Origin of the sequence: Streptomyces sp. SDr-06, assembly GCF_003324565.1 — a bacterium.
In the GTDB taxonomy this organism is placed as follows: Bacteria; Actinomycetota; Actinomycetes; order Streptomycetales; family Streptomycetaceae; genus Streptomyces.
On the sequence record NZ_QOLA01000001.1, the window covers coordinates 792697 to 810126 of the forward strand.

The 17430-nt window shown below is 72.9% G+C and carries 17 protein-coding genes; 11 read left to right on the forward strand and 6 right to left on the reverse strand.

All coding sequences use genetic code 11. The annotated features are described in order from the left end of the window. Window positions 1–139: 139 nt before the first annotated feature. Both DT019_RS03920 and DT019_RS03925 read left to right on the forward strand, forming a co-directional pair. The gene (locus DT019_RS03920; protein ID WP_114035149.1) at window positions 140–1477 is read left to right on the forward strand and encodes a hemolysin family protein; all 1338 of its coding nucleotides are present in this window, start codon (window positions 140–142) and stop codon (window positions 1475–1477) included. Beyond that, on the forward strand, window positions 1474–2499 hold the full coding sequence (locus tag DT019_RS03925; protein WP_114035150.1) for a hemolysin family protein: 1026 nt from the start codon (window positions 1474–1476) through the stop codon (window positions 2497–2499). The genes DT019_RS03920 and DT019_RS03925 overlap by 4 nt, the downstream gene beginning before the upstream one ends. Before the next feature lie 54 nt (window positions 2500–2553). On the opposite strand, the gene DT019_RS03930 is transcribed toward DT019_RS03925, so the two are convergent. Further along, entirely contained in the window at window positions 2554–2808 is a 255-nt protein-coding gene (locus tag DT019_RS03930) for a holin (RefSeq protein WP_223279284.1), read from the reverse strand. Between the two features lie 217 nt (window positions 2809–3025). Here DT019_RS03930 and DT019_RS03935 point away from each other — a divergent pair, with 217 nt between their 5' ends. Beyond that, on the forward strand, window positions 3026–3868 hold the full coding sequence (locus tag DT019_RS03935; RefSeq protein ID WP_114035151.1) for an SGNH/GDSL hydrolase family protein: 843 nt from the start codon (window positions 3026–3028) through the stop codon (window positions 3866–3868). Window positions 3869–3952: 84 nt separating this feature from the next. Here the strand turns inward: DT019_RS03935 and DT019_RS03940 are convergent, their stop codons facing one another. Further along, window positions 3953–4675, reverse strand: a complete 723-nt coding sequence (locus DT019_RS03940; protein ID WP_114035152.1) for a GNAT family N-acetyltransferase — start codon at window positions 4673–4675, stop codon at window positions 3953–3955. Between the two features lie 255 nt (window positions 4676–4930). On the opposite strand from DT019_RS03940, the gene def reads away from it, so the two are divergent. The 3 genes from def (at window position 4931) to mug (ending at window position 7710) form a co-directional block, all read left to right on the forward strand. After that, window positions 4931–5578, forward strand: coding sequence for a peptide deformylase (gene def, locus DT019_RS03945; protein WP_114035153.1), 648 nt, complete (start codon window positions 4931–4933; stop codon window positions 5576–5578). A gap of 121 nt (window positions 5579–5699) precedes the next feature. After that, on the forward strand, window positions 5700–7142 hold the full coding sequence (gene purB, locus DT019_RS03950) for an adenylosuccinate lyase (protein ID WP_189389111.1): 1443 nt from the start codon (window positions 5700–5702) through the stop codon (window positions 7140–7142). Between the two features lie 13 nt (window positions 7143–7155). Further along, window positions 7156–7710, forward strand: a complete 555-nt coding sequence (gene mug / locus DT019_RS03955; RefSeq protein ID WP_114035305.1) for a G/U mismatch-specific DNA glycosylase — start codon at window positions 7156–7158, stop codon at window positions 7708–7710. A gap of 27 nt (window positions 7711–7737) precedes the next feature. On the opposite strand, the gene DT019_RS03960 is transcribed toward mug, so the two are convergent. Both DT019_RS03960 and DT019_RS39390 read right to left on the reverse strand, forming a co-directional pair. Beyond that, entirely contained in the window at window positions 7738–8172 is a 435-nt protein-coding gene (locus DT019_RS03960) for a hypothetical protein (protein ID WP_114035155.1), read from the reverse strand. Window positions 8173–8238: 66 nt separating this feature from the next. Further along, window positions 8239–8412 carry a hypothetical protein gene (locus DT019_RS39390; protein ID WP_189389114.1) on the reverse strand — a complete coding sequence of 58 codons (174 nt, stop codon included), beginning with the start codon at window positions 8410–8412 and terminating at the stop codon, window positions 8239–8241. A 103-nt stretch (window positions 8413–8515) separates the two neighbouring features. Here DT019_RS39390 and DT019_RS03965 point away from each other — a divergent pair, with 103 nt between their 5' ends. Then, window positions 8516–9673 carry an ROK family transcriptional regulator gene (locus tag DT019_RS03965; RefSeq protein WP_114035156.1) on the forward strand — a complete coding sequence of 386 codons (1158 nt, stop codon included), beginning with the start codon at window positions 8516–8518 and terminating at the stop codon, window positions 9671–9673. A gap of 84 nt (window positions 9674–9757) precedes the next feature. Here the strand turns inward: DT019_RS03965 and DT019_RS03970 are convergent, their stop codons facing one another. After that, entirely contained in the window at window positions 9758–10522 is a 765-nt protein-coding gene (locus tag DT019_RS03970) for a GntR family transcriptional regulator (protein WP_114035157.1), read from the reverse strand. A 342-nt stretch (window positions 10523–10864) separates the two neighbouring features. On the opposite strand from DT019_RS03970, the gene DT019_RS03975 reads away from it, so the two are divergent. Continuing rightward, window positions 10865–11734 (forward strand): alpha/beta fold hydrolase, encoded by an 870-nt coding sequence (locus DT019_RS03975; RefSeq protein WP_114035158.1) that lies wholly within the window; start codon window positions 10865–10867, stop codon window positions 11732–11734. Between the two features lie 44 nt (window positions 11735–11778). Here the strand turns inward: DT019_RS03975 and DT019_RS03980 are convergent, their stop codons facing one another. Then, the gene (locus DT019_RS03980; RefSeq protein WP_114035159.1) at window positions 11779–12189 is read right to left on the reverse strand and encodes a VOC family protein; all 411 of its coding nucleotides are present in this window, start codon (window positions 12187–12189) and stop codon (window positions 11779–11781) included. A gap of 329 nt (window positions 12190–12518) precedes the next feature. On the opposite strand from DT019_RS03980, the gene DT019_RS03985 reads away from it, so the two are divergent. The 3 genes from DT019_RS03985 (at window position 12519) to DT019_RS03995 (ending at window position 17399) form a co-directional block, all read left to right on the forward strand. Beyond that, window positions 12519–14075, forward strand: coding sequence for an alkaline phosphatase D family protein (locus DT019_RS03985; protein WP_114035160.1), 1557 nt, complete (start codon window positions 12519–12521; stop codon window positions 14073–14075). 159 nt (window positions 14076–14234) lie between these two features. Continuing rightward, entirely contained in the window at window positions 14235–15641 is a 1407-nt protein-coding gene (locus tag DT019_RS03990) for a GNAT family N-acetyltransferase (protein WP_411292683.1), read from the forward strand. 81 nt (window positions 15642–15722) lie between these two features. Then, the gene (locus DT019_RS03995; RefSeq protein WP_114035162.1) at window positions 15723–17399 is read left to right on the forward strand and encodes a DUF885 domain-containing protein; all 1677 of its coding nucleotides are present in this window, start codon (window positions 15723–15725) and stop codon (window positions 17397–17399) included. Window positions 17400–17430: the final 31 nt, after the last annotated feature.

Genomic DNA, 17430 nt, shown 5'->3' on the forward strand with positions numbered 1-17430 from the left:
CTTTACCATGGGTGGACCACTGCCCACCGACTGAAAGGTGTGAGCGTCCGCCCATGGGCGAGCCTCCCAGTACCAGTACCGCCGCGCGAGATCGCGCGCCGCACCTCCCCCTGGCCGATCATGGGACGGAGGTGACCCGATGACCGAAGTGCTCCTGCTCCTGGCGGCCGTACTGCTCTCGCTGGTCTGCGCGCTCTTCGTCGCCGCCGAGTTCTCCCTCACCACCGCCGAGCGCAGCGATCTGGAGCGGGCCGTCGAGCGCGGCGAACGCGGGGCGTCCAGCGCCCTCAAGGCCGTACGCAGCCTCACCTTCCAGCTGTCCGGCGCCCAGCTCGGCATCACCGTCACCGGCCTCGTCATCGGCATGATCGCCAAACCGTCGATCGCGTCGCTCCTGAGCGGCCCGCTCGAAGCACTCGGGCTGACCCCGACGACCGCGGGCTCGGTGGCGCTCGTGCTCGGCATGGTGATCTCCACCGTGTTCCTGATGGTCGTCGGCGAGCTGGTGCCCAAGAACTGGGCGATCTCCTCGCCGCTCGCCGTCGCCAAGGTCGTCTCGGCGCCGCAGCGCGCGTTCAGCGCGGCCTTTCGCCCGCTGATCAGCCATCTCAACACCTCGGCCAACCATCTGGTGCGCCGCTTCGGCCTGGAGCCCGCCGAGGAGCTGGCCTCCGCCCGCAGCCCGCAGGAGCTGGTCGCCCTCGCGCGGCACTCGGCCAAGGAGGGCGCTCTGGAGGCGGACACGGCGGAGCTGTTCGTGCGGACCCTCAACCTCGCCGAGCTCAACGCGGAGAACGTGATGACGCCCCGCGTCCAGGTCACCGCGCTCGACATCCAGGCCACCGCCGAGGACGTCGCGAACGCGACCCGGGCCACCGGCCTGTCCCGCTTCCCCGTCTACCGCGGCAGCCTCGACTCGGTGGTGGGCATCGCGCACATCAAGGACGTCCTGGCCGTTCCCGCCGAGCGCAGGCGCCTGTACCCGGTGACCTCGCTGCTGCGCGAGCCGCTGCTCGTGCCCGAGACCCTCACCGTGGACCGGCTCCTGGACCAGCTGTCCGGGAAGCGCACCATGGCCGTCGTCATCGACGAGTACGGCGGCACCGCGGGCGTCGTCACCCTTGAGGACATCGTGGAGGAGGTCGTCGGGGAGGTGCGCGACGAGCACGATCCGCACGAGACGCCGGACCTCGCCCCGGCCGGGCAGGACGCCGACGGCCGCACCCTGTACTCCGCGGACGGCGCCGCCCGTGACGACCAGCTCGCCGCCATCGGCCTGCGCGTCCCGGACGGCCCGTACGAGACCCTCGCCGGTCTGGTGGCGACCGAACTCGGCCGGATCCCGGCGGTCGGCGACCGCGTGGAGCTGGCGGGCTGGCTCATGGACGTGGTCGACGCGTCCGGGCGGCGCGCGGCCCGCGTCCTGCTGCACGCACCCCTGAACGCCGACGGCGACGACGAGGAGGCCGGCCGATGATCGCGATCCAGATTCTGATCGGCCTCGCGACCCTGGTCGTGAACGCCTTCTTCGTCGGGGCCGAGTTCGCGCTGATCTCGGTACGCCGCAGCCAGATCGAGCCGCTCGCCGAGGACGGCAACCGCCGCGCCCGCAGCGTCATCTGGGGCCTGGAACACGTCTCGGCCCTCATGGCCGCGGCGCAGCTCGGCATCACCCTGTGCACCCTGGTGCTCGGTGTCGTCGCCGAACCGGCCATCGCGCACCTGGTCGAGCCGGTCTTCGACGCGGTGGGCGTGCCGGCCGGCCTCATCCATCCGGTGTCGTTCGTGCTGGCCCTGGCGATCGCCACGTATCTGCACATGCTGCTCGGCGAGATGGTGCCGAAGAACGTCGCGCTCGCCGAGCCCGCCCGCACCGCGCTGCTGCTCGGCCCGCCGCTGGTGACACTGGCCCGCGCGCTGCGCCCGGTGATCTTCGCGATCAACGCGTTCGCCAACGCGATCCTGAAGCTGCTCAAGGTGGACGCCAAGGACCACGTCACGGCGACCTTCTCGGACGACGAGCTGGCCCGCCTGGTCACCGACGCGGGCGATGCCGGGCTTCTGGACGACCGGGCGGCCGAGCGCCTGCACGACGCCCTCGAACTGGGCCGACGGCCGGTGCAGGACGTGGTCGTGCCGCTGGACAAGGTGGTGCGGGCCGCGGTCGGTACGACCCCGGAGGAGCTGGAGCGGCTCGCCGCGAGCTCCGGGTTCTCGCGCTTCCCGGTCGTCGACGAGGACAGCCGCATCCTGGGCTATCTGCACGTCAAGGACGCGCTGGACGCGGCGCCGCGCGAGGTGGCCTTCCCGGTCTCGGCCCTGCGGCCGATCGCCCGGGTGCGCGCCGCGAGCCCGCTGGACGACGTGCTGACCGCGATGCGGCGCAGCCGGACGCACCTGGCGGCGGTGCTCGGCGAGGACGGCAAGCTGGCCGGTCTGGTCACGATGGAGGACGTCCTGCGGGAGCTCGTGGGACGGCCGCCCGCGGCCACGGCCTAGAGAACGCCCGAGCGCCGGGGCGAGCCCGGCGCTCGGGCGCCCCTCGGCCCCGCTTCACAGGACGGGGTTGGCGGGGTGGCTCGGATTCGGGCTCTCGGTGAGGCCCGGCCCCGGCTGCCCCAGCTGCGAGGTGCCGACCGCCATCAGCACGGCGAGCACCGCGGCCATGCCCGCGGTGGCGAACGCCGCGGTCCAGTGCACGTCGAGGAGATTGGTCGCCCCGGCCGTCAGGACGGCGGCGAGTGCCTGGGCGAAGGTCCGGACGGCACGCTCGGCGGTGGCCTTCCAGAAGGCAGCGGTGAACAACATCGCACGCTCGCTCTCTCACGGGCCGGTCCCGGCCGGGGCCCCGGACATGTTGATGTGTTCCTGGCATACCGCGGAACGGGCCCCACCGACAGGGGCCGAGCAGCGTCTTCGACACGGCCGCCGCCGTCTCGCACCCCCGGCCGGGCGGCCCCTGCCGGTCCCCGCGGGATCACCGCCCGGGGCACCCCTGGCTACCGCGCGGTACGATCGCTCCGCCATGGAGATGAATGCCTCATACACCAGCTTCGCCGCGATCGGGGACTCCTTCACGGAGGGCATGTCCGACCGGCTTCCCGACGGGTCCTACCGGGGCTGGGCCGATGTGCTCGCCGCCCGTCTCGCGGCCCGCACGCCCGGTTTCCGGTACGCGAACCTCGCCGTGCGCGGCAAGCTCATCGGGCAGATCGTCGAGGAGCAGGTGGCCGCCGCGGCGGCGCTGCGCCCCGACGTCATCACCCTGGTCGGCGGCCTCAACGACACGCTGCGACCCAAGTGCGACATGGGCCGGGTCCGCGGCCTGCTGACCGAGGCGGTCGAGCAACTGGCCCCGTCCTGCAAGCAGTTGGTCCTGATGCGCAGCCCCGGGCGCAACGGCCCGGTGATGCAGCGCTTCCGTCCGCGCATGGAGGAGCTCTTCTCCCACGTCGACGAACTCGCCGCCCGGCACGGCGCGTTGGTCGTCGATCTGTACGGCGCCCCCGCCCTCGGCGACCCCCGGCTGTGGGACGTGGACCGGCTGCACCTGACGGCGGAGGGGCACCGCCGGGTGGCCGAGGCCGTCTGGCAGGCGCTCGGCCTCGACCCCGAGGACGACTGGCGCTCGCCGCTGCCGCCCGCCGTCCTGCCCGGCTGGACCGCCCGCCGCACCGCCGACCTCAGCTTCGCCCGCCAGCACCTGGTGCCGTGGATAGGACGCCGGGTGACCGGACGCTCCTCCGGAGACGGGCGGAGCGGGGCCCACTTCAGCGCCGAGGAGGGCCGGGCGTTCTGGGTCACGCCACCGGCGGGCGCGGTGGGCCCGGTGTCCGACTGGGTGCGGGTCGAGGACGCCGAGGACTGAGCCCGGCACCCAAGGGAGTTGACGTGACGTCAACTTCACTCAGCAGTAAGGACATTGAAGGACCATCCCGACCCGGACGAGCCGTCAGGCGGCCGGGCTCGGCTCCGGCACCCGGGCTCCGAGGAACCGCGTGGTGCGGCGGAGCCGGAAGCCCAGCGACTCGTAGAGCCTGATGGCGCCGGTGTTGGCGGCCGCGGTGTGCAGGAACGGGGTCTCGCCGCGCTCCCTGATGCCCGCGGCGACCGCGCGGACCAGCCGGGAGCCGAGCCCCTGGCCGCGGAAGGCGTCGTCCGTGCAGACCGCGCTGATCTCGGTCCAGCCCGGCGGGTGCAGCCGCTCGCCCGCCATCGCGATCAGGCGGCCGTCGCGCCGGATGCCGAGGTAGGTGCCGAGTTCGACGGTGCGGGGCAGGAACGGCCCGGGCCGGGTGCGTTCCACCAGGGCGAGCATGTCGGGCACGTCGTCCGCGCCGAGCGGTATCGCCTCCTCGTCGGGCCGGGCGTCCACGCCCTCGTCGACGAGCTGGACCCCCGCCACGTCGAAGGTGACCTCCCAGCCCTCGGGCGGCGCGACGCGCACGCCCGGGAGCGCCACCTCCGCGCCGGGCCCCACGAGCGCGGCGAGGTCCGCCCAGTCGGCGACGTCCGTGTCCTCGGGCAGCCCGAGCCAGGGCGAGACATCGGTCCGGTAGCGCAGGACTCTTCCGCGCGACTCCGCGAATCGCGCGTGCGGCCCGGTGAGCGAGGCGTATGCGGGGTTGTCCAGCGGATGCGCCGGGATCTCGGTGCGTACGGACGCGTGGGGCATGGTCTCCTCGCTCGGATGGGGCGACGCCGGTGGGGCGGCGTCGGTACTGCGGTGCTTGACGGGGACGCTTGACGGAGGCGGGCGCGTCCCCCTGCTCCGTGGAGTCGGCCGGCCGCCGCGTGCACCGCGCGGCGGGCGGTGCACCGTTACAGGAAAGATCCGATTCCGGCCGCGCATTCCCGAAGGCCGGATTGTTCACACGGCGGACATGAACCCGGGCGCCCGCCGGGTGATCGTTCTTGGCATGCTGTGCGCATGTCCTCCCCCGCGCTCACCGACCTCGTCGACGCCCTGCTCGCCACCCCGGGCCCCTTGCCGATCGTGTCCGCCGGCGACCCCGTCCTGCGGCGGCCCGCCGAGCCGGTGGACGGCCGTCTCGACCGCGAGCGCCTCGACCGCCTGATCGAGGCGATGCGCGAGACGATGCGCGCCGCCCCGGGCGTCGGTCTCGCCGCGCCGCAGGTGGGGCTCCCGCTGCGACTGGCGGTCATCGAGGACGCGGCGGAGGTGTCCGAGGAGATCCGGCACGCCCGCGGCCGCGTGCCGCAGCCGTTCCGGGTTCTGGTCAATCCCTCGTACGAGCCGGTCGGTCCCGGCGTTGCCGCGTTCTTCGAGGGCTGCCTGAGTGTGCCCGGCTGGGGCGCGGTCGTCGCCCGGCACGAGACCGTGCGCCTGCGGGCTCTGGACGAGCGGGGCGACGCGGTGGACGAGGTGTTCACCGGCTGGCCGGCCCGCATCGTGCAGCACGAGACCGACCATCTGAACGGCATCCTCTACCTGGACCGCGCGGAGTTGCGCTCGCTGTCCTCGCGGGAGGCGATGGCCGAGCGCTGGGCCCAGCCGACCCCGGCCGCGGCGGCCGAGGCCCTGGGGTTCGAGGTGGGCGACGCCGCGCGGGAGTGACCGCGCCCGTCACCGCGAGCCGACCGGGCGTGCCGCTCCGTGAGCGACGTTCGCTCTCGTAGCAAGGCACAAACCGGGGTGGGGCGCTGGCCTGCAGAAATCGCCAGTAGACTCTGGACACGTGACTGCTGTGTCTGCGAAGCCTCGCATCCCGAACGTTCTGGCCGGCCGCTACGCCTCCGCGGAGCTCGCCGTCCTCTGGTCCCCCGAGCAGAAGGTCAAGCTGGAGCGCCAGCTGTGGCTCGCCGTGCTGCGTGCCCAGAAGGACCTGGGGATCGAGGTGCCCGAGGCCGCACTCGCCGACTACGAGCGCGTCGTCGACCAGGTCGACCTCGCCTCGATCGCCGAGCGCGAGAAGGTCACCCGGCACGATGTGAAGGCCCGCATCGAGGAGTTCAACGCCCTCGCGGGTCACGAGCAGGTCCACAAGGGCATGACCTCCCGCGATCTGACCGAGAACGTCGAGCAGCTCCAGATCCGGCTGTCCCTCGAACTGATGCGAGACCGCACGGTGGCGGTCCTCGCCCGCCTCGGCAAGCTGTCCGGCGAGTACGCCGAGCTGGTCATGGCCGGGCGCTCGCACAACGTGGCCGCGCAGGCCACGACCCTGGGCAAGCGCTTCGCGACCGCCGCCGACGAACTCCTGGTGGCGTACGGCCGCCTGGAGGACCTGCTCGCCCGCTACCCGCTGCGCGGGATCAAGGGTCCGGTCGGGACCGCTCAGGACATGCTGGACCTGCTCGGCGGCGACGCGTCGAAGCTGGCCGACCTGGAGCAGCGCATCGCGGGCCACCTCGGCTTCGCCCACGCCTTCACGTCGGTCGGCCAGGTCTACCCGCGCTCGCTCGACTACGACGTGGTGACCGCGCTCGTGCAGCTGGCCGCCGCCCCGTCCTCCGTCGCCAAGACGATCCGGCTCATGGCGGGACACGAGCTGGTCACCGAGGGCTTCAAGCCCGGCCAGGTCGGCTCGTCCGCGATGCCGCACAAGATGAACACCCGCTCCTGCGAGCGCGTCAACGGCCTGATGGTGATCCTGCGCGGCTACGCCTCGATGACCGGCGAGCTGGCGGGCGACCAGTGGAACGAGGGTGACGTCTCCTGCTCGGTGGTCCGCCGGGTCGCGCTGCCCGACGCGTTCTTCGCCTTCGACGGCCTGCTCGAAACCTTCCTGACGGTGCTCGACGAGTTCGGCGCGTTCCCGGCCGTCGTCGCCCGTGAGCTGGACCGCTACCTGCCGTTCCTGGCGACGACGAAGGTCCTGATGGCCGCCGTCCGCTCGGGCGTCGGCCGGGAGGCCGCGCACGAGGTCATCAAGGAGCACGCGGTCGCCTCCGCCCTCGCGATGCGCGAGCAGGGCGCCGAGCGCAACGAGCTCCTCGACAAGCTGGCCGCCGACGAGCGCATGCCGCTCGACCGCGCCCAGCTCGACGACCTGATGGCCGACAAGCTGTCCTTCACGGGTGCCGCCGGCGACCAGGTGACCGCGGTGGTCTCCCGCATCGAGGAGATCGTCAAGCAGCACCCCGCGGCCGCCGGTTACGCGCCGGGCTCGATCCTGTGATGCCGCGCCCGTGCTGAGTCCCGAGGAACTCCAGGCCGCTCGCGACACCGTCATCCCCGACGTGATCGCGGGCGGTCTGTCCGTACTCTTCTGCGGCATCAATCCGGGCCTGATGTCGGGCGCCACGGGTCACCACTTCGCCCGCCCGGGCAACCGCTTCTGGCCGGTGCTGCACCTGTCCGGCTTCACCCCCCGGCAGCTGAAGCCCTCCGAGCAGAACGAACTCCTCTCCTACGGTCTCGGCATCACCAATGTCGTGGCCCGGGCCACCGCACGCGCCGACGAAATCGACGCCGAGGAGTTCCGCGAGGGCGGGCGCCTGCTGACGGCGAAGGTGGAGCAACTGCGGCCCAACTGGCTGGCCGTCGTCGGCGTGACCGCGTACCGCACGGCCTTCGGCGACCGCCGGGCCCGGATCGGTCCGCAGGACCGCACGATCGGCGCGACCCGGGTGTGGGTCCTGCCCAACCCGAGCGGCCTCAATGCCCACTGGACCGCCCAAACGATGGCCGAGGAGTACGCCCGTCTGCGCGTCGCCGCGCAGGCCTCCCCCTCCCAGCCCGACTAGCCGAACCGTCCCATGCGGTGCGGGAGTTCAGGGAGGGTCGACCTCCGTCACGGTGACGCTCAGGTCCCAGCCCGCGCCCTCCTCCTCCAGGTCGAGGCCCACGGCGATCCACCGGCCCTCGACCCGCCACAGGTGCAGGAAGTCGAAGCCGACGGCGAACTCCGCCCAGGGCTCCGGTATCGCCTCGCCCGCGACCAGCCGGGCCTGCGCGCTCCAGAGGCTGATCCACTGCGGCTCCTCCCAGCGCCGTGTGAGCTCGGCCACCAGGGCGTCGTGGTCGGCGACGCATTGGGCGCGCTTTTCCAGTCGCTCCGTCAGGTCCTCCCATTCCTCCTCGTCGGCGCTCAGGCACGCGCTGTGGTATCCCGGCCCGCTCACATCCGTGCCGCTGCGGCTGCGCTCCGCGGGGAACTCCCGGGTGCGCAGCCAGTCGATGTGCTGGAGGTACAGAGCGGTGGTCATGCCGTCAGTAAACCGCCCGGCACTGACAATTGGCGGCCCGTCAGTCGCCGCTCGGCCACACCTCGGTCAGGCGTCGCGCCGCCACGGCGCCCACCGGCCGACGGCCACCGGGAGCGCCGCCCAGCCTGCCCTGGCGGCCATGCCGCTCCACGCGCCCAGCGGCCCGGCCGGGTCCTGGAGCAGGATCTTCCGGTCCGCCCGGTCCGGCCGGAAGTGGGCCGCGCCGCCGCCCTGCGACACGTGGCCCCGAGCTGATGCGCCTCCGTTACCGGCCGCCGCTCGCCGTACACCTGACCAGCGAGTACGATCCGGCAGACACGCGCACGAGCTGGGAGGACACACGTTGGGGCGGCTGACCGGCGGAGACCCCTCTCTGCTGCGGAGGATCAATTCCGCGGTGGTGCTGCATGCCCTGAGGGGCGCGGAATCTCCCACACTGACCGATCTGACCCGGATCACCGGTCTGTCCCGGCCGACGGTCGAGGGCGTGGTCGACGGCCTGATGGAGGCCGGGCTCGTCGTCGAGTCCGCCCCCGAGGAGGGCGAGGCACGGAGGCAGGGACGGCCCGCGCGACGCTTCCGGTTCCGGGCCGAGGCCGGGCATCTGCTCGGCATAGAGATCGGCCCGCACCGGGTGGCCGCGCTGCTGTCCGGCCTGGACGGACGGATCTTCGGCGCGGGTTCCCGCGAGGTGCCCGAGACGGCCTCGGCGGACGAACGTCTGGAGCGGGTCCGCCTGACCGTCGCCGACGTGCTGCGCCGTGCCGGTGTGGCGCGCAGCTCGTTGCGGGCGGTCGGTGTCGGCAGCCCGGGCATCGTCGAGGCCGACGGCACGGTGCGGCTCGGCACCGCGCTGCCCGAGTGGACGGGGCTGGCCCTGGGCGAGCGGCTGCGGCGCTCCTTCCGCTGCCCGGTCCTGGTCGAGAACGACGCCAACGCGGCGGCCGTGGCCGAGCACTGGAAGGGTGCGGCGGCCGACTCCGACGACATCGTCTTCGTGATGGCCGGGCTGAGCCCGGGAGCGGGTTCGCTGATCGGCGGTCGGCTGCACCGCGGGTTCGGCGGTGCGGCGGGCGAGATCGGCGCGCTGCACCTGCTCGGCCGCGACGTCACCCCCGAGAAGCTGCTCTCGACGACGGACGAGCCGTTGCACCCGCTGGACGAGCAGGCCGTCGCCGACGTGTTCGCGCTGGCCCGCGAGGGCGACACGCGGGCCCAGGCCGCGGTCGAGCGGTTCCTGCAGCGGCTCGTGCACGACGTGGCCGCGCTGGTACTGGCCCTCGATCCCGAACTGGTCGTCGTGGGCGGCTGGGCGGCCGGTATCGACGGCGTACTGGAGCCGCTGCGCAGGGAGTTGGCGCGCTACTGCCTGCGGCCTCCCCGCGTGGTGCTCTCGATGCTGGGCGAGGCGGTGGTGGCGACGGGCGCGCTGCGCCTGGCCCTCGATCACGTGGAGGAAGAGCTGTTCGCCGTCGAGGGGACGGTGACGGCGCGGCGCTGAGCGCACCCGACGACCGGCAAAAGCGTCACGGCCCGCGGCTTCGACAGCTGCGGGCCGTGGCGCTTTCGGATGCTGGGGCGGCGGTCAGGAGGCCCGGCGCTGCTGGCCGGGGTGGCTGATCTCCACGTCGCCCGAGTCGCCGAAGGTCAGGCGGCAGGTGTCCGCGCGGTAGGTGGCGACCGAGACGGCCACCGTGCGGCCCCCGGCGAAGTACCGGGTGGTCACGACGAGGACGGGGGCGCCGGGCAGCCGGTCGAGCTCCTTGGCGTCGTCGGCGCGCGCGGAGCCCAGCTCCACGGCGCGGTCCTGGCCTTCGAGCTCCAGGCGCTGCAGTTCACGCAGGACGGCGCGGCCGCGGGCGGGGCCCGAGGGGACGTCGATCGCGGACAGTTCGGGCACGGAGGCGGCCGGGACGTAGAGGAGCTCGGCGGCGACGGCCTGGCCGTGGACCACGCGGGTCCGGCGGACGGTGTGCATCTCCTCGCCGCGGGGGGCGTCGAAGAGGCGGGCCACCGCCTGCGGGGGCACGGCGGACGTCGCGTCGGCGGTCTGCCAGGCGTCGCCCGGCGCACCGGGCCAGTCGTGCTGGGCGGTGCCGACCGAGACGGCCGTGCGCGGCGGGGCGACGGTGGTGCCGACGCCGCGGCGCCGCTGGAGCCGACCCTCGAGTTCGAGCTGTTCCAGTGCCTGGCGGAGCGTGGCCCGTGCGACACCGAAGCGGGCGGCGAGGTCACGCTCGTTGGGCAGGATCTCGCCCACGGCGAAGTCCGAGTCGAGCGCCTCGCTGAGTACCGTCTTGAGGTGCCAGTACTTCGGTTCCGGCACCGATTCCAGCTGCGTGGTCCCCACCCTGATCCTCCGCAATCGCCGTGTCCGCGGCGGCTTTCCGTGCCCTTGTTTATTAAAGGTTCCTGCACTAACTCTGCGACCATAGGGCGGCCCACCCCCTTGGTCAAGACCAATCCTCGTTCCGTTACGGAGCGCGCACGAGGGTTGCCGCAGAGCGTTCACACGACGTTCGTGCGCCGGTGACGGCCGCGCGCCACCGGGCCCTCGGGGTGCGATCAAGGGCGAGGGAAGTCGCCGCGCGCGGGCGGCCTGTCCGGTATGCCCCTTGAACTCCACGCTACCGAGCGGTAGTTGTTGCTGACAGGATGTCTAAGCGCGGATCCCAGGACAGGGAGCAGCACCATGACGGCAGAGGTCTCGTTCACCATCGACACTCCCCGGGGGAGCCGCTCCGCCTCGGTCGCCTACCGGCGCGCAGGCACGGGTGAGCCGCTCCTGCTGCTCCACGGGATCGGCCACCATCTGCAGGCCTGGGACCCGGTCTTCGATCTGCTCGCCGCGGACCGCGACGTGATCGCGATCGACCTGCCCGGCTTCGGCGCCTCGCCCGCCCTTCCGGACGGCGTCTCCTACGACCTGGCGACCGTCGTGCCGATCCTCGGCGCGCTGTCCGAGGCCCTGGGCATCGACCGGCCGCACGTCGCGGGGAACTCGCTGGGCGGCCTGCTCGCCCTGGAGCTCGGGCGCAAGAGGCTCGTACGCTCCGTGACGGCGCTCTCCCCCGCCGGGTTCTGGACACCCTCGGAGCGGCAGTACGCCTTCACGGTCCTGCGGACGATGCGGCAGGTGGCCAAGGCGCTGCCGCTCCCGGCCATCGAGCGGATGTCCCGCACACCCGCCGGGCGTACCGCACTGACCAGCACCATCTACGCGCGGCCCGCCCGGCGGTCAGCGGAGGCGGTGGTGGCCGAGACGCTGGCGCTGCGCCACGCGCCCGGGTTCGAGCAGACCCTCGCCGCCGGGCAGGGCGTCCTGTTCACCCATGACGTGCCCTCGGTGCCGATCACCGTCGCCTGGGGCAGCAAGGACCGGCTGCTGCTGCGCCGCCAGGGCGTCCGCGCCAAGCACACCATCCCGGGCGCCCGGCTCGTGCGCCTGCCCGGCTGCGGCCATGTGCCCATGAACGACGACCCGGCGCTCGTCACCCGGGTCATCCTGGACGGAAGCCGCCCGGTCGGCGCGCTCGCCCGTCCGGCGGCCCAACACGCCTGAGCCCGGGCCGGCTTCGGCACGGGCGGGCGGCGCGGTCGCGTGGGTCAGGCGTTGGACCAGCCGCGCTCGCAGAGCACGAGGCGGTAGCCGTCCGGGTCGGCCACGGTCACTCCCCATGCGTTCCAGTACGGGTTCGGCGACCGCACCTCTGCCCCGCCGTGCGCCACCAGGCGGTCGACCAGTTCCCGAGGCACCTCCTCGTCGAGGTAGACGACCAGGAGGTCCTCCTCGGTGGGCCGGGGCTCCACCGGGTGGGCGGCCTCGTGAACCAGTTCCAGATGCCAGTCGGCGTCCGGCCAGCCGAGCATCAGGAGGTCGTGTTCGCCCGGTTCCGAGCCGCCCTCGGCGCGGTAGACGACCTTCAGACCGAGCCCCTCGACCCAGAAGCGCTCCGCCGCCGCCAGATCGCGGGACGGCCGTGCGATGCGGATGTGTGAACGGCCACCGATGGTCATCGGGTCCTCCTCGTGCCTCACCGGCAACCTAGCCAACGAAGATCCGCGGGTCGATCGTCCCTTGGTCCCCGTCCTTGCGACCTAGGGCCTGCCCGGCGCGGGATGCCTGCACGATCGTCGGCCCCTACGGCTTGTTGGTCCCCCGGAGCAGTGGTCCATCACCTTGGCCGACTCCAGCACCGTCTGCTGGGCCGGTCGGCAGGCGGGGCACCGGCCGGTCCGCCGGGCGGGCCCCGGGCGGCTGTTCATCCCGCGTTCGCGTCCGCGCCGCAACCGGCCAGTAGGCATGGCGGGCGACCCCGTGACCCACCTCCCAGGAGGCAATCCCGATGCCCAGCCGCCGTACCGTACTGAAGGGTTCGCTCGCCGCGTCGGCGGGCCTCGCCCTGCCGACCGGGCTCGCCTCGGCACCCGCCTTCGCCCGCTCCGGCAGGCCGAGCGCCTCCTGGGGTGTGCAGGCCGGTGACATCACCGCCTCCTCCGGTCTGGTCTGGGCACGTTCCGACCGGCCGGCCCGGATGGTCGTCGAGACGTCCGCGACGGAGTCCTTCCGGCGGGCCCGCCGATGGCAGGGCCCCCTGCTCGGACCGGGCACCGACTTCACCGGTACGACACCGCTGCACGGCCTCCCGGCGGGCGAGCAGATCCACTACCGCGTCACCCTGGCCGACCCCGACGACCCGACGCGCAGCGGACAGCCGGTCTGCGGCACCTTCCGCACCGCCCCCGGCAGCCGCCACGACGACGTGCGGTTCCTGTGGTCCGGGGACATCGCCGGACAGGGCTGGGGCATCAACCCGGACCTCGGCGGCTACCGCGTCTACGACGAAATGCGGCGTCTGGACCCGGACTTCTTCCTGTCCAGCGGGGACAACATCTACGCCGACGGCGTGATCCTGCCCAGCGTCACGCTGCCGGACGGCCGGGTCTGGCGCAACATCACCACCGAGGAGAAGTCGAAGGTCGCGGAGACCCTCGCCGAGTACCGGGGCAACTTCCGCTACAACCTGCTCGACGAGAACGTGCGCGCGTTCAACGCCCAGGTGCCCTCCATCGTGCAGTGGGACGACCACGAAGTGCGCAACAACTGGTATCCCGGCCAGATCCTGGACGACCCCCGCTACACGGAGAAGAACATCGATGTGCTCGCGGCCCGATCGCGGCGGGCGTTCAGCGAGTACTTCCCGATCTCGTCCCTGGGGACCGGTCCCCGCGCCGGCCGGGTGCAGCGGGTGCTGCGGCACGGCCCGCTCCTGGACGTGTTCGTGCTCGACATGCGCACGTACCGCGACGCCAACTCGCCCGACCGTCAGCCCGACGACCGGGTCGGCATCCTGGGCGCCGAGCAACTGCGCTGGCTGAAGCGGGAGTTGGCGGCCTCCCGGGCGGTGTGGAAGGTCATCGCGGCCGACATGCCGCTCAGCCTGGTCGTCACGGACGGCGCCACCGACTTCGAGGCCGTCTCCCAGGGCGACCCGGGCGCCCCGCTCGGGCGCGAGTTGCAGATCGCCGAGCTGCTGCGCTTCATCAAGCACCGCCGCGTCACGGGCACCCTGTGGCTCACCGCGGACGTGCACTACACCGCCGCCGAGCACTACGACCCCGCCCGGGCGGCGTTCAAGGATTTCGCGCCGTTCTGGGAGTTCGTGTCCGGGCCGCTCGCGGCGGGCGGCTTCCCCGCGAACAAGCTGGACGCCACGTTCGGCCCCCGGCAGGTCTTCGTGCACGCGCCGGCCAGGGCCAACGCCTCTCCCCTGGAGGCTCCGCCGAACTTCGGCGAGATCGAGATCGACGGCGGCTCCGGCGAGCTGACCGTGCGGCTGCGGGCGCAGGGAGGTTCGGTACTCTTCACCCAGGTGCTGCGGCCCGGCCTCGTGGGCCAGTGATCCATGGGCCCGATGGCGGGCCGGGCGGGCCGGGCGGCGGACGCGAACACTCCGCGCCACGCTCGGCAAAAAACAGCCAAAAGAGCATCAGAAGCACACTTAACCCGTCAGTCACAAAGCGTTCGTGATCACGCAACACCGTTGAGTCACAGTGATGCCATGACTGATATGCAGGAATCGATCTCCCAGAAGCAGGCCCGCCGCCGTCACCACTGGCGGCGGGACCTCGTCGAACTCGCCGCGCTCTTCACGGCCGTGGCCGTCGCGGACGGACTCGCGAACCTGGTCGCCCACGGCCCCGACGGGCCCTTCATGCTGATCGCCTCGGCGGTCGCACTCGTCGCCACGGCGGCCTTCCACACCTGGTGGGCCCGGCGCCACAGCCATGCGCCACCTCTCCAGGACACCGCCGGCCCCGGTGATACCGACGGCACGACGACCGGTCCCGGGAGCCGGAACACGCCGCGCGAGACGGCGCTGTGGCGGATGCGGACGACCGTACGGGACGCACCCGGCAGCCTCGCGGCGCTGTGCACCGCGCTGGCCGGCCACCACGTGGACATCCTCACGCTCCAGACGCACCCGCTCGCCGACGGCACGGTCGACGAGTTCCTGCTGCGTACCCCTGCCGAGCTCTCAGCCGCCGAACTCTCCCGAGCGGTCTCCCGGGCCGGTGGGCACGACACCTGGACGGAGCGGGCCGACGCCCACGACCTCGTGGACGCGCCGACCCGGGTGCTCGGCCTGGCCACCCGCACCGCCCTCGACGCGGCCGAACTCCCCCTCGCGCTGCGCCAGTTGCTCGGCCGCTGCACCATCCACTCGCTGCCCGCGGTCTCGCTGACCGGCCGGCCCACCGGCGAGACGGCCCCGGTCGAGGGCGTGCTGGAGTCGACCGTCATGCGGCTGCGCGATCCGAGCGGCGGCGTGATCACCATCGAGCGGCCGCATCTCCCGTTCACCCCGACCGAGTTCGCGCGGGCCCGTGCGCTGGTCGAGCTCGACGCCCGCCTCGGCCCACGCGTCCCGCGCAGCGAGGACGTCCTGACGCTGCCCGAAGGCAACGAGATCACCGTACGGCGCGCCGACCAGAGCGACCTCGACGCCGCCAAGGCCATGCACGAGCGCTGCTCCGACCGCACGCTCGGCCTGCGCTACCACGGCCCTGTCGTCGACGCCGACCGCTACCTCGGCCATCTGCTGAGCCCGCGCTTCGGCCGCACCCTCGCCGTGCAGACCGCCTCCGGGCGCCTGGTCGCGCTCGGCCACCTGCTGTGGGACGGCGACGAGACCGAGGTCGCGCTCATCGTCGAGGACTCCTGGCAGCGCCGCGGCATCGGCTCCGAACTGCTGGGCCGGCTGGTCGACCTGGCCGTCGAGGCCCGCTGCGACAGCGTGTACGCCGTCACCCAGGCCTCCAACACCGGCATGGTCGCGGCCATGCGCGGGCTCGGCCTGCCGCTGGACTACCAGATCGAGGAGGGCACCCTGGTGGTCACGGCCCGGCTCGGCCAGGCGGCTCCCCTGGGCTCCGCCGCCCGGCGCGGGCACTTCGAGCAGCGCTGAGCAGGAGGGCGCGGCGGCCCGGTCAGGCGTTCCGTCAAGATTGGTGGTGACGCGAAGCCCTCGCTCGGAGAGGATGGCCGCATGTCAGTCACTTCCAGCAGCGCGCTGCCCCGCCAGGTCGCCGACGCGTATGTCGACGCACTCATCGAACTCGACCCGATCACCGGGAGCTATCTGGGCGTCAGGGCCAGTCACGCCCTGCTTCCCGACTTCTCCCCCGCAGGACAGCAGGCCGTGGCCGACCTGGCGCGCACGACGCTCGCCCGCCTCGACGAGGCCGAGCGGCAGCCCGGAGCCGACAGCGACGCCGAGCGCCGCTGCGGCCGGCTGCTGCGGGAGCGGCTGACCTCCGAACTCGCCGTGCACCAGGCGGACGAGGGGCTCCGCACGGTCAGCAATCTGCACTCGCCGGCCCACAGCGTGCGGATGGCGTTCACGATGAACCCGACCGACACCGACGAGGACTGGCAGGCGCTGGCCTCCCGGCTGCGCGCGGTGCCCGCCTCCCTCGAGGGCTACCGCGCCTCGCTGGAGCTGGGCCTGGAGCGCAAGCTGTACGGCGGTCCGCGCGCCACCGCCACCGTGATCGGCCAGCTCGGCGAGTGGGTCGACACCGGCTTCTTCGAGGGGCTCGCGGCGCCCGGCCCCGATGCGCTGCGCGGCGAACTCGACACGGCGGCGGGCGAGGCGTCCGCCGCCCTCGCCGCCCTGCGCGACTGGCTGCGCGACGTGTACGCCCCGGCCATCGAGGGCTCATCCGACACGGTCGGCCGCGAGCGGTACCAGCGCTGGTCGCAGTACTACAACGGCACCGCGCTCGACCTGGACGAGGCGTACGCCTACGGCTGGGCCGAATACCACCGGCTGCTGGGCGAGATGAAGACCGAGGCCGCCAAGATCCTGCCCGGCGCGGGGCCTTGGGAGGCGCTGGCCCACCTCGACGAGCACGGCACCCACATCGAGGGCGTCGACGAGGTCCGCGAGTGGCTTCAGTCGCTGATGGACGAGGCCATCGAGGCACTGGACGGCACGCACTTCGAACTCGCCGAGCGGGTACGGAAGGTGGAGTCGCGCATCGCGCCGCCCGGCGGCGCCGCGGCCCCGTACTACACGGGTCCCTCCGAGGACTTCTCCCGGCCGGGCCGCACCTGGCTGCCCACCATGGGCGAGACCCGCTTCCCGGTGTACGACCTGGTGTCGACCTGGTACCACGAGGGCGTGCCGGGCCACCACCTCCAGATCGCGCAGTGGGTGCACGTGGCCGACCAGCTCTCCCGCTACCAGGCCACCGTCGGCCACGTCAGCGCCAACGCCGAGGGCTGGGCGCTGTACGCGGAGCGCCTGATGGACGAGCTGGGCTTCCTCACCGACCCCGAGCGCCGGCTCGGCTACCTGGACGCACAGATGATGCGGGCCTGCCGGGTGATCATCGACATCGGCATGCACCTGGAGCTGGAGATCCCGGCGGACTCGCCGTTCCACCCGGGCGAGCGCTGGACGCCGGAGCTGGCCCACGAGTTCTTCGGCGCGCACAGCAGCCGGCCCGCCGACTTCGTGCGGAGCGAGCTGATCCGCTACCTGTCGATGCCGGGGCAGGCGATCGGTTACAAGCTGGGCGAGCGCGCCTGGCTGCTCGGCCGGGAGAACGCGCGGGCCCGCCACGGCGATGCCTTCGACCCGAAGGCCTGGCACATGGCGGCCCTGTCCCAGGGCTCGCTCGGCCTCGACGACCTGGTCGACGAGCTGTCCAAGCTCTGAGGCCCCGGCGGGGGCGGCTCTTGGGACGAGC

What these genes read in the sequence shown, in the direction of transcription:
- DT019_RS03985 (WP_114035160.1), top strand. Translation starts at nt 12,519, where the DNA reads ATGCCCAGCCGCCGTACCGTACTGAAGGGTTCGCTCGCCGCGTCGGCG.
- DT019_RS03940 (WP_114035152.1), bottom strand. Translation starts at nt 4,675, where the DNA reads ATGCCCCACGCGTCCGTACGCACCGAGATCCCGGCGCATCCGCTGGAC.
- DT019_RS03930 (WP_223279284.1), bottom strand. Translation starts at nt 2,808, where the DNA reads ATGTTGTTCACCGCTGCCTTCTGGAAGGCCACCGCCGAGCGTGCCGTC.
- DT019_RS03960 (WP_114035155.1), bottom strand. Translation starts at nt 8,172, where the DNA reads ATGACCACCGCTCTGTACCTCCAGCACATCGACTGGCTGCGCACCCGG.
- def (WP_114035153.1), top strand. Translation starts at nt 4,931, where the DNA reads ATGTCCTCCCCCGCGCTCACCGACCTCGTCGACGCCCTGCTCGCCACC.
- DT019_RS03935 (WP_114035151.1), top strand. Translation starts at nt 3,026, where the DNA reads ATGGAGATGAATGCCTCATACACCAGCTTCGCCGCGATCGGGGACTCC.
- DT019_RS03920 (WP_114035149.1), top strand. Translation starts at nt 140, where the DNA reads ATGACCGAAGTGCTCCTGCTCCTGGCGGCCGTACTGCTCTCGCTGGTC.
- DT019_RS03990 (WP_411292683.1), top strand. Translation starts at nt 14,235, where the DNA reads ATGACTGATATGCAGGAATCGATCTCCCAGAAGCAGGCCCGCCGCCGT.
- DT019_RS03980 (WP_114035159.1), bottom strand. Translation starts at nt 12,189, where the DNA reads ATGACCATCGGTGGCCGTTCACACATCCGCATCGCACGGCCGTCCCGC.
- DT019_RS03975 (WP_114035158.1), top strand. Translation starts at nt 10,865, where the DNA reads ATGACGGCAGAGGTCTCGTTCACCATCGACACTCCCCGGGGGAGCCGC.
- DT019_RS03995 (WP_114035162.1), top strand. Translation starts at nt 15,723, where the DNA reads ATGTCAGTCACTTCCAGCAGCGCGCTGCCCCGCCAGGTCGCCGACGCG.
- DT019_RS03925 (WP_114035150.1), top strand. Translation starts at nt 1,474, where the DNA reads ATGATCGCGATCCAGATTCTGATCGGCCTCGCGACCCTGGTCGTGAAC.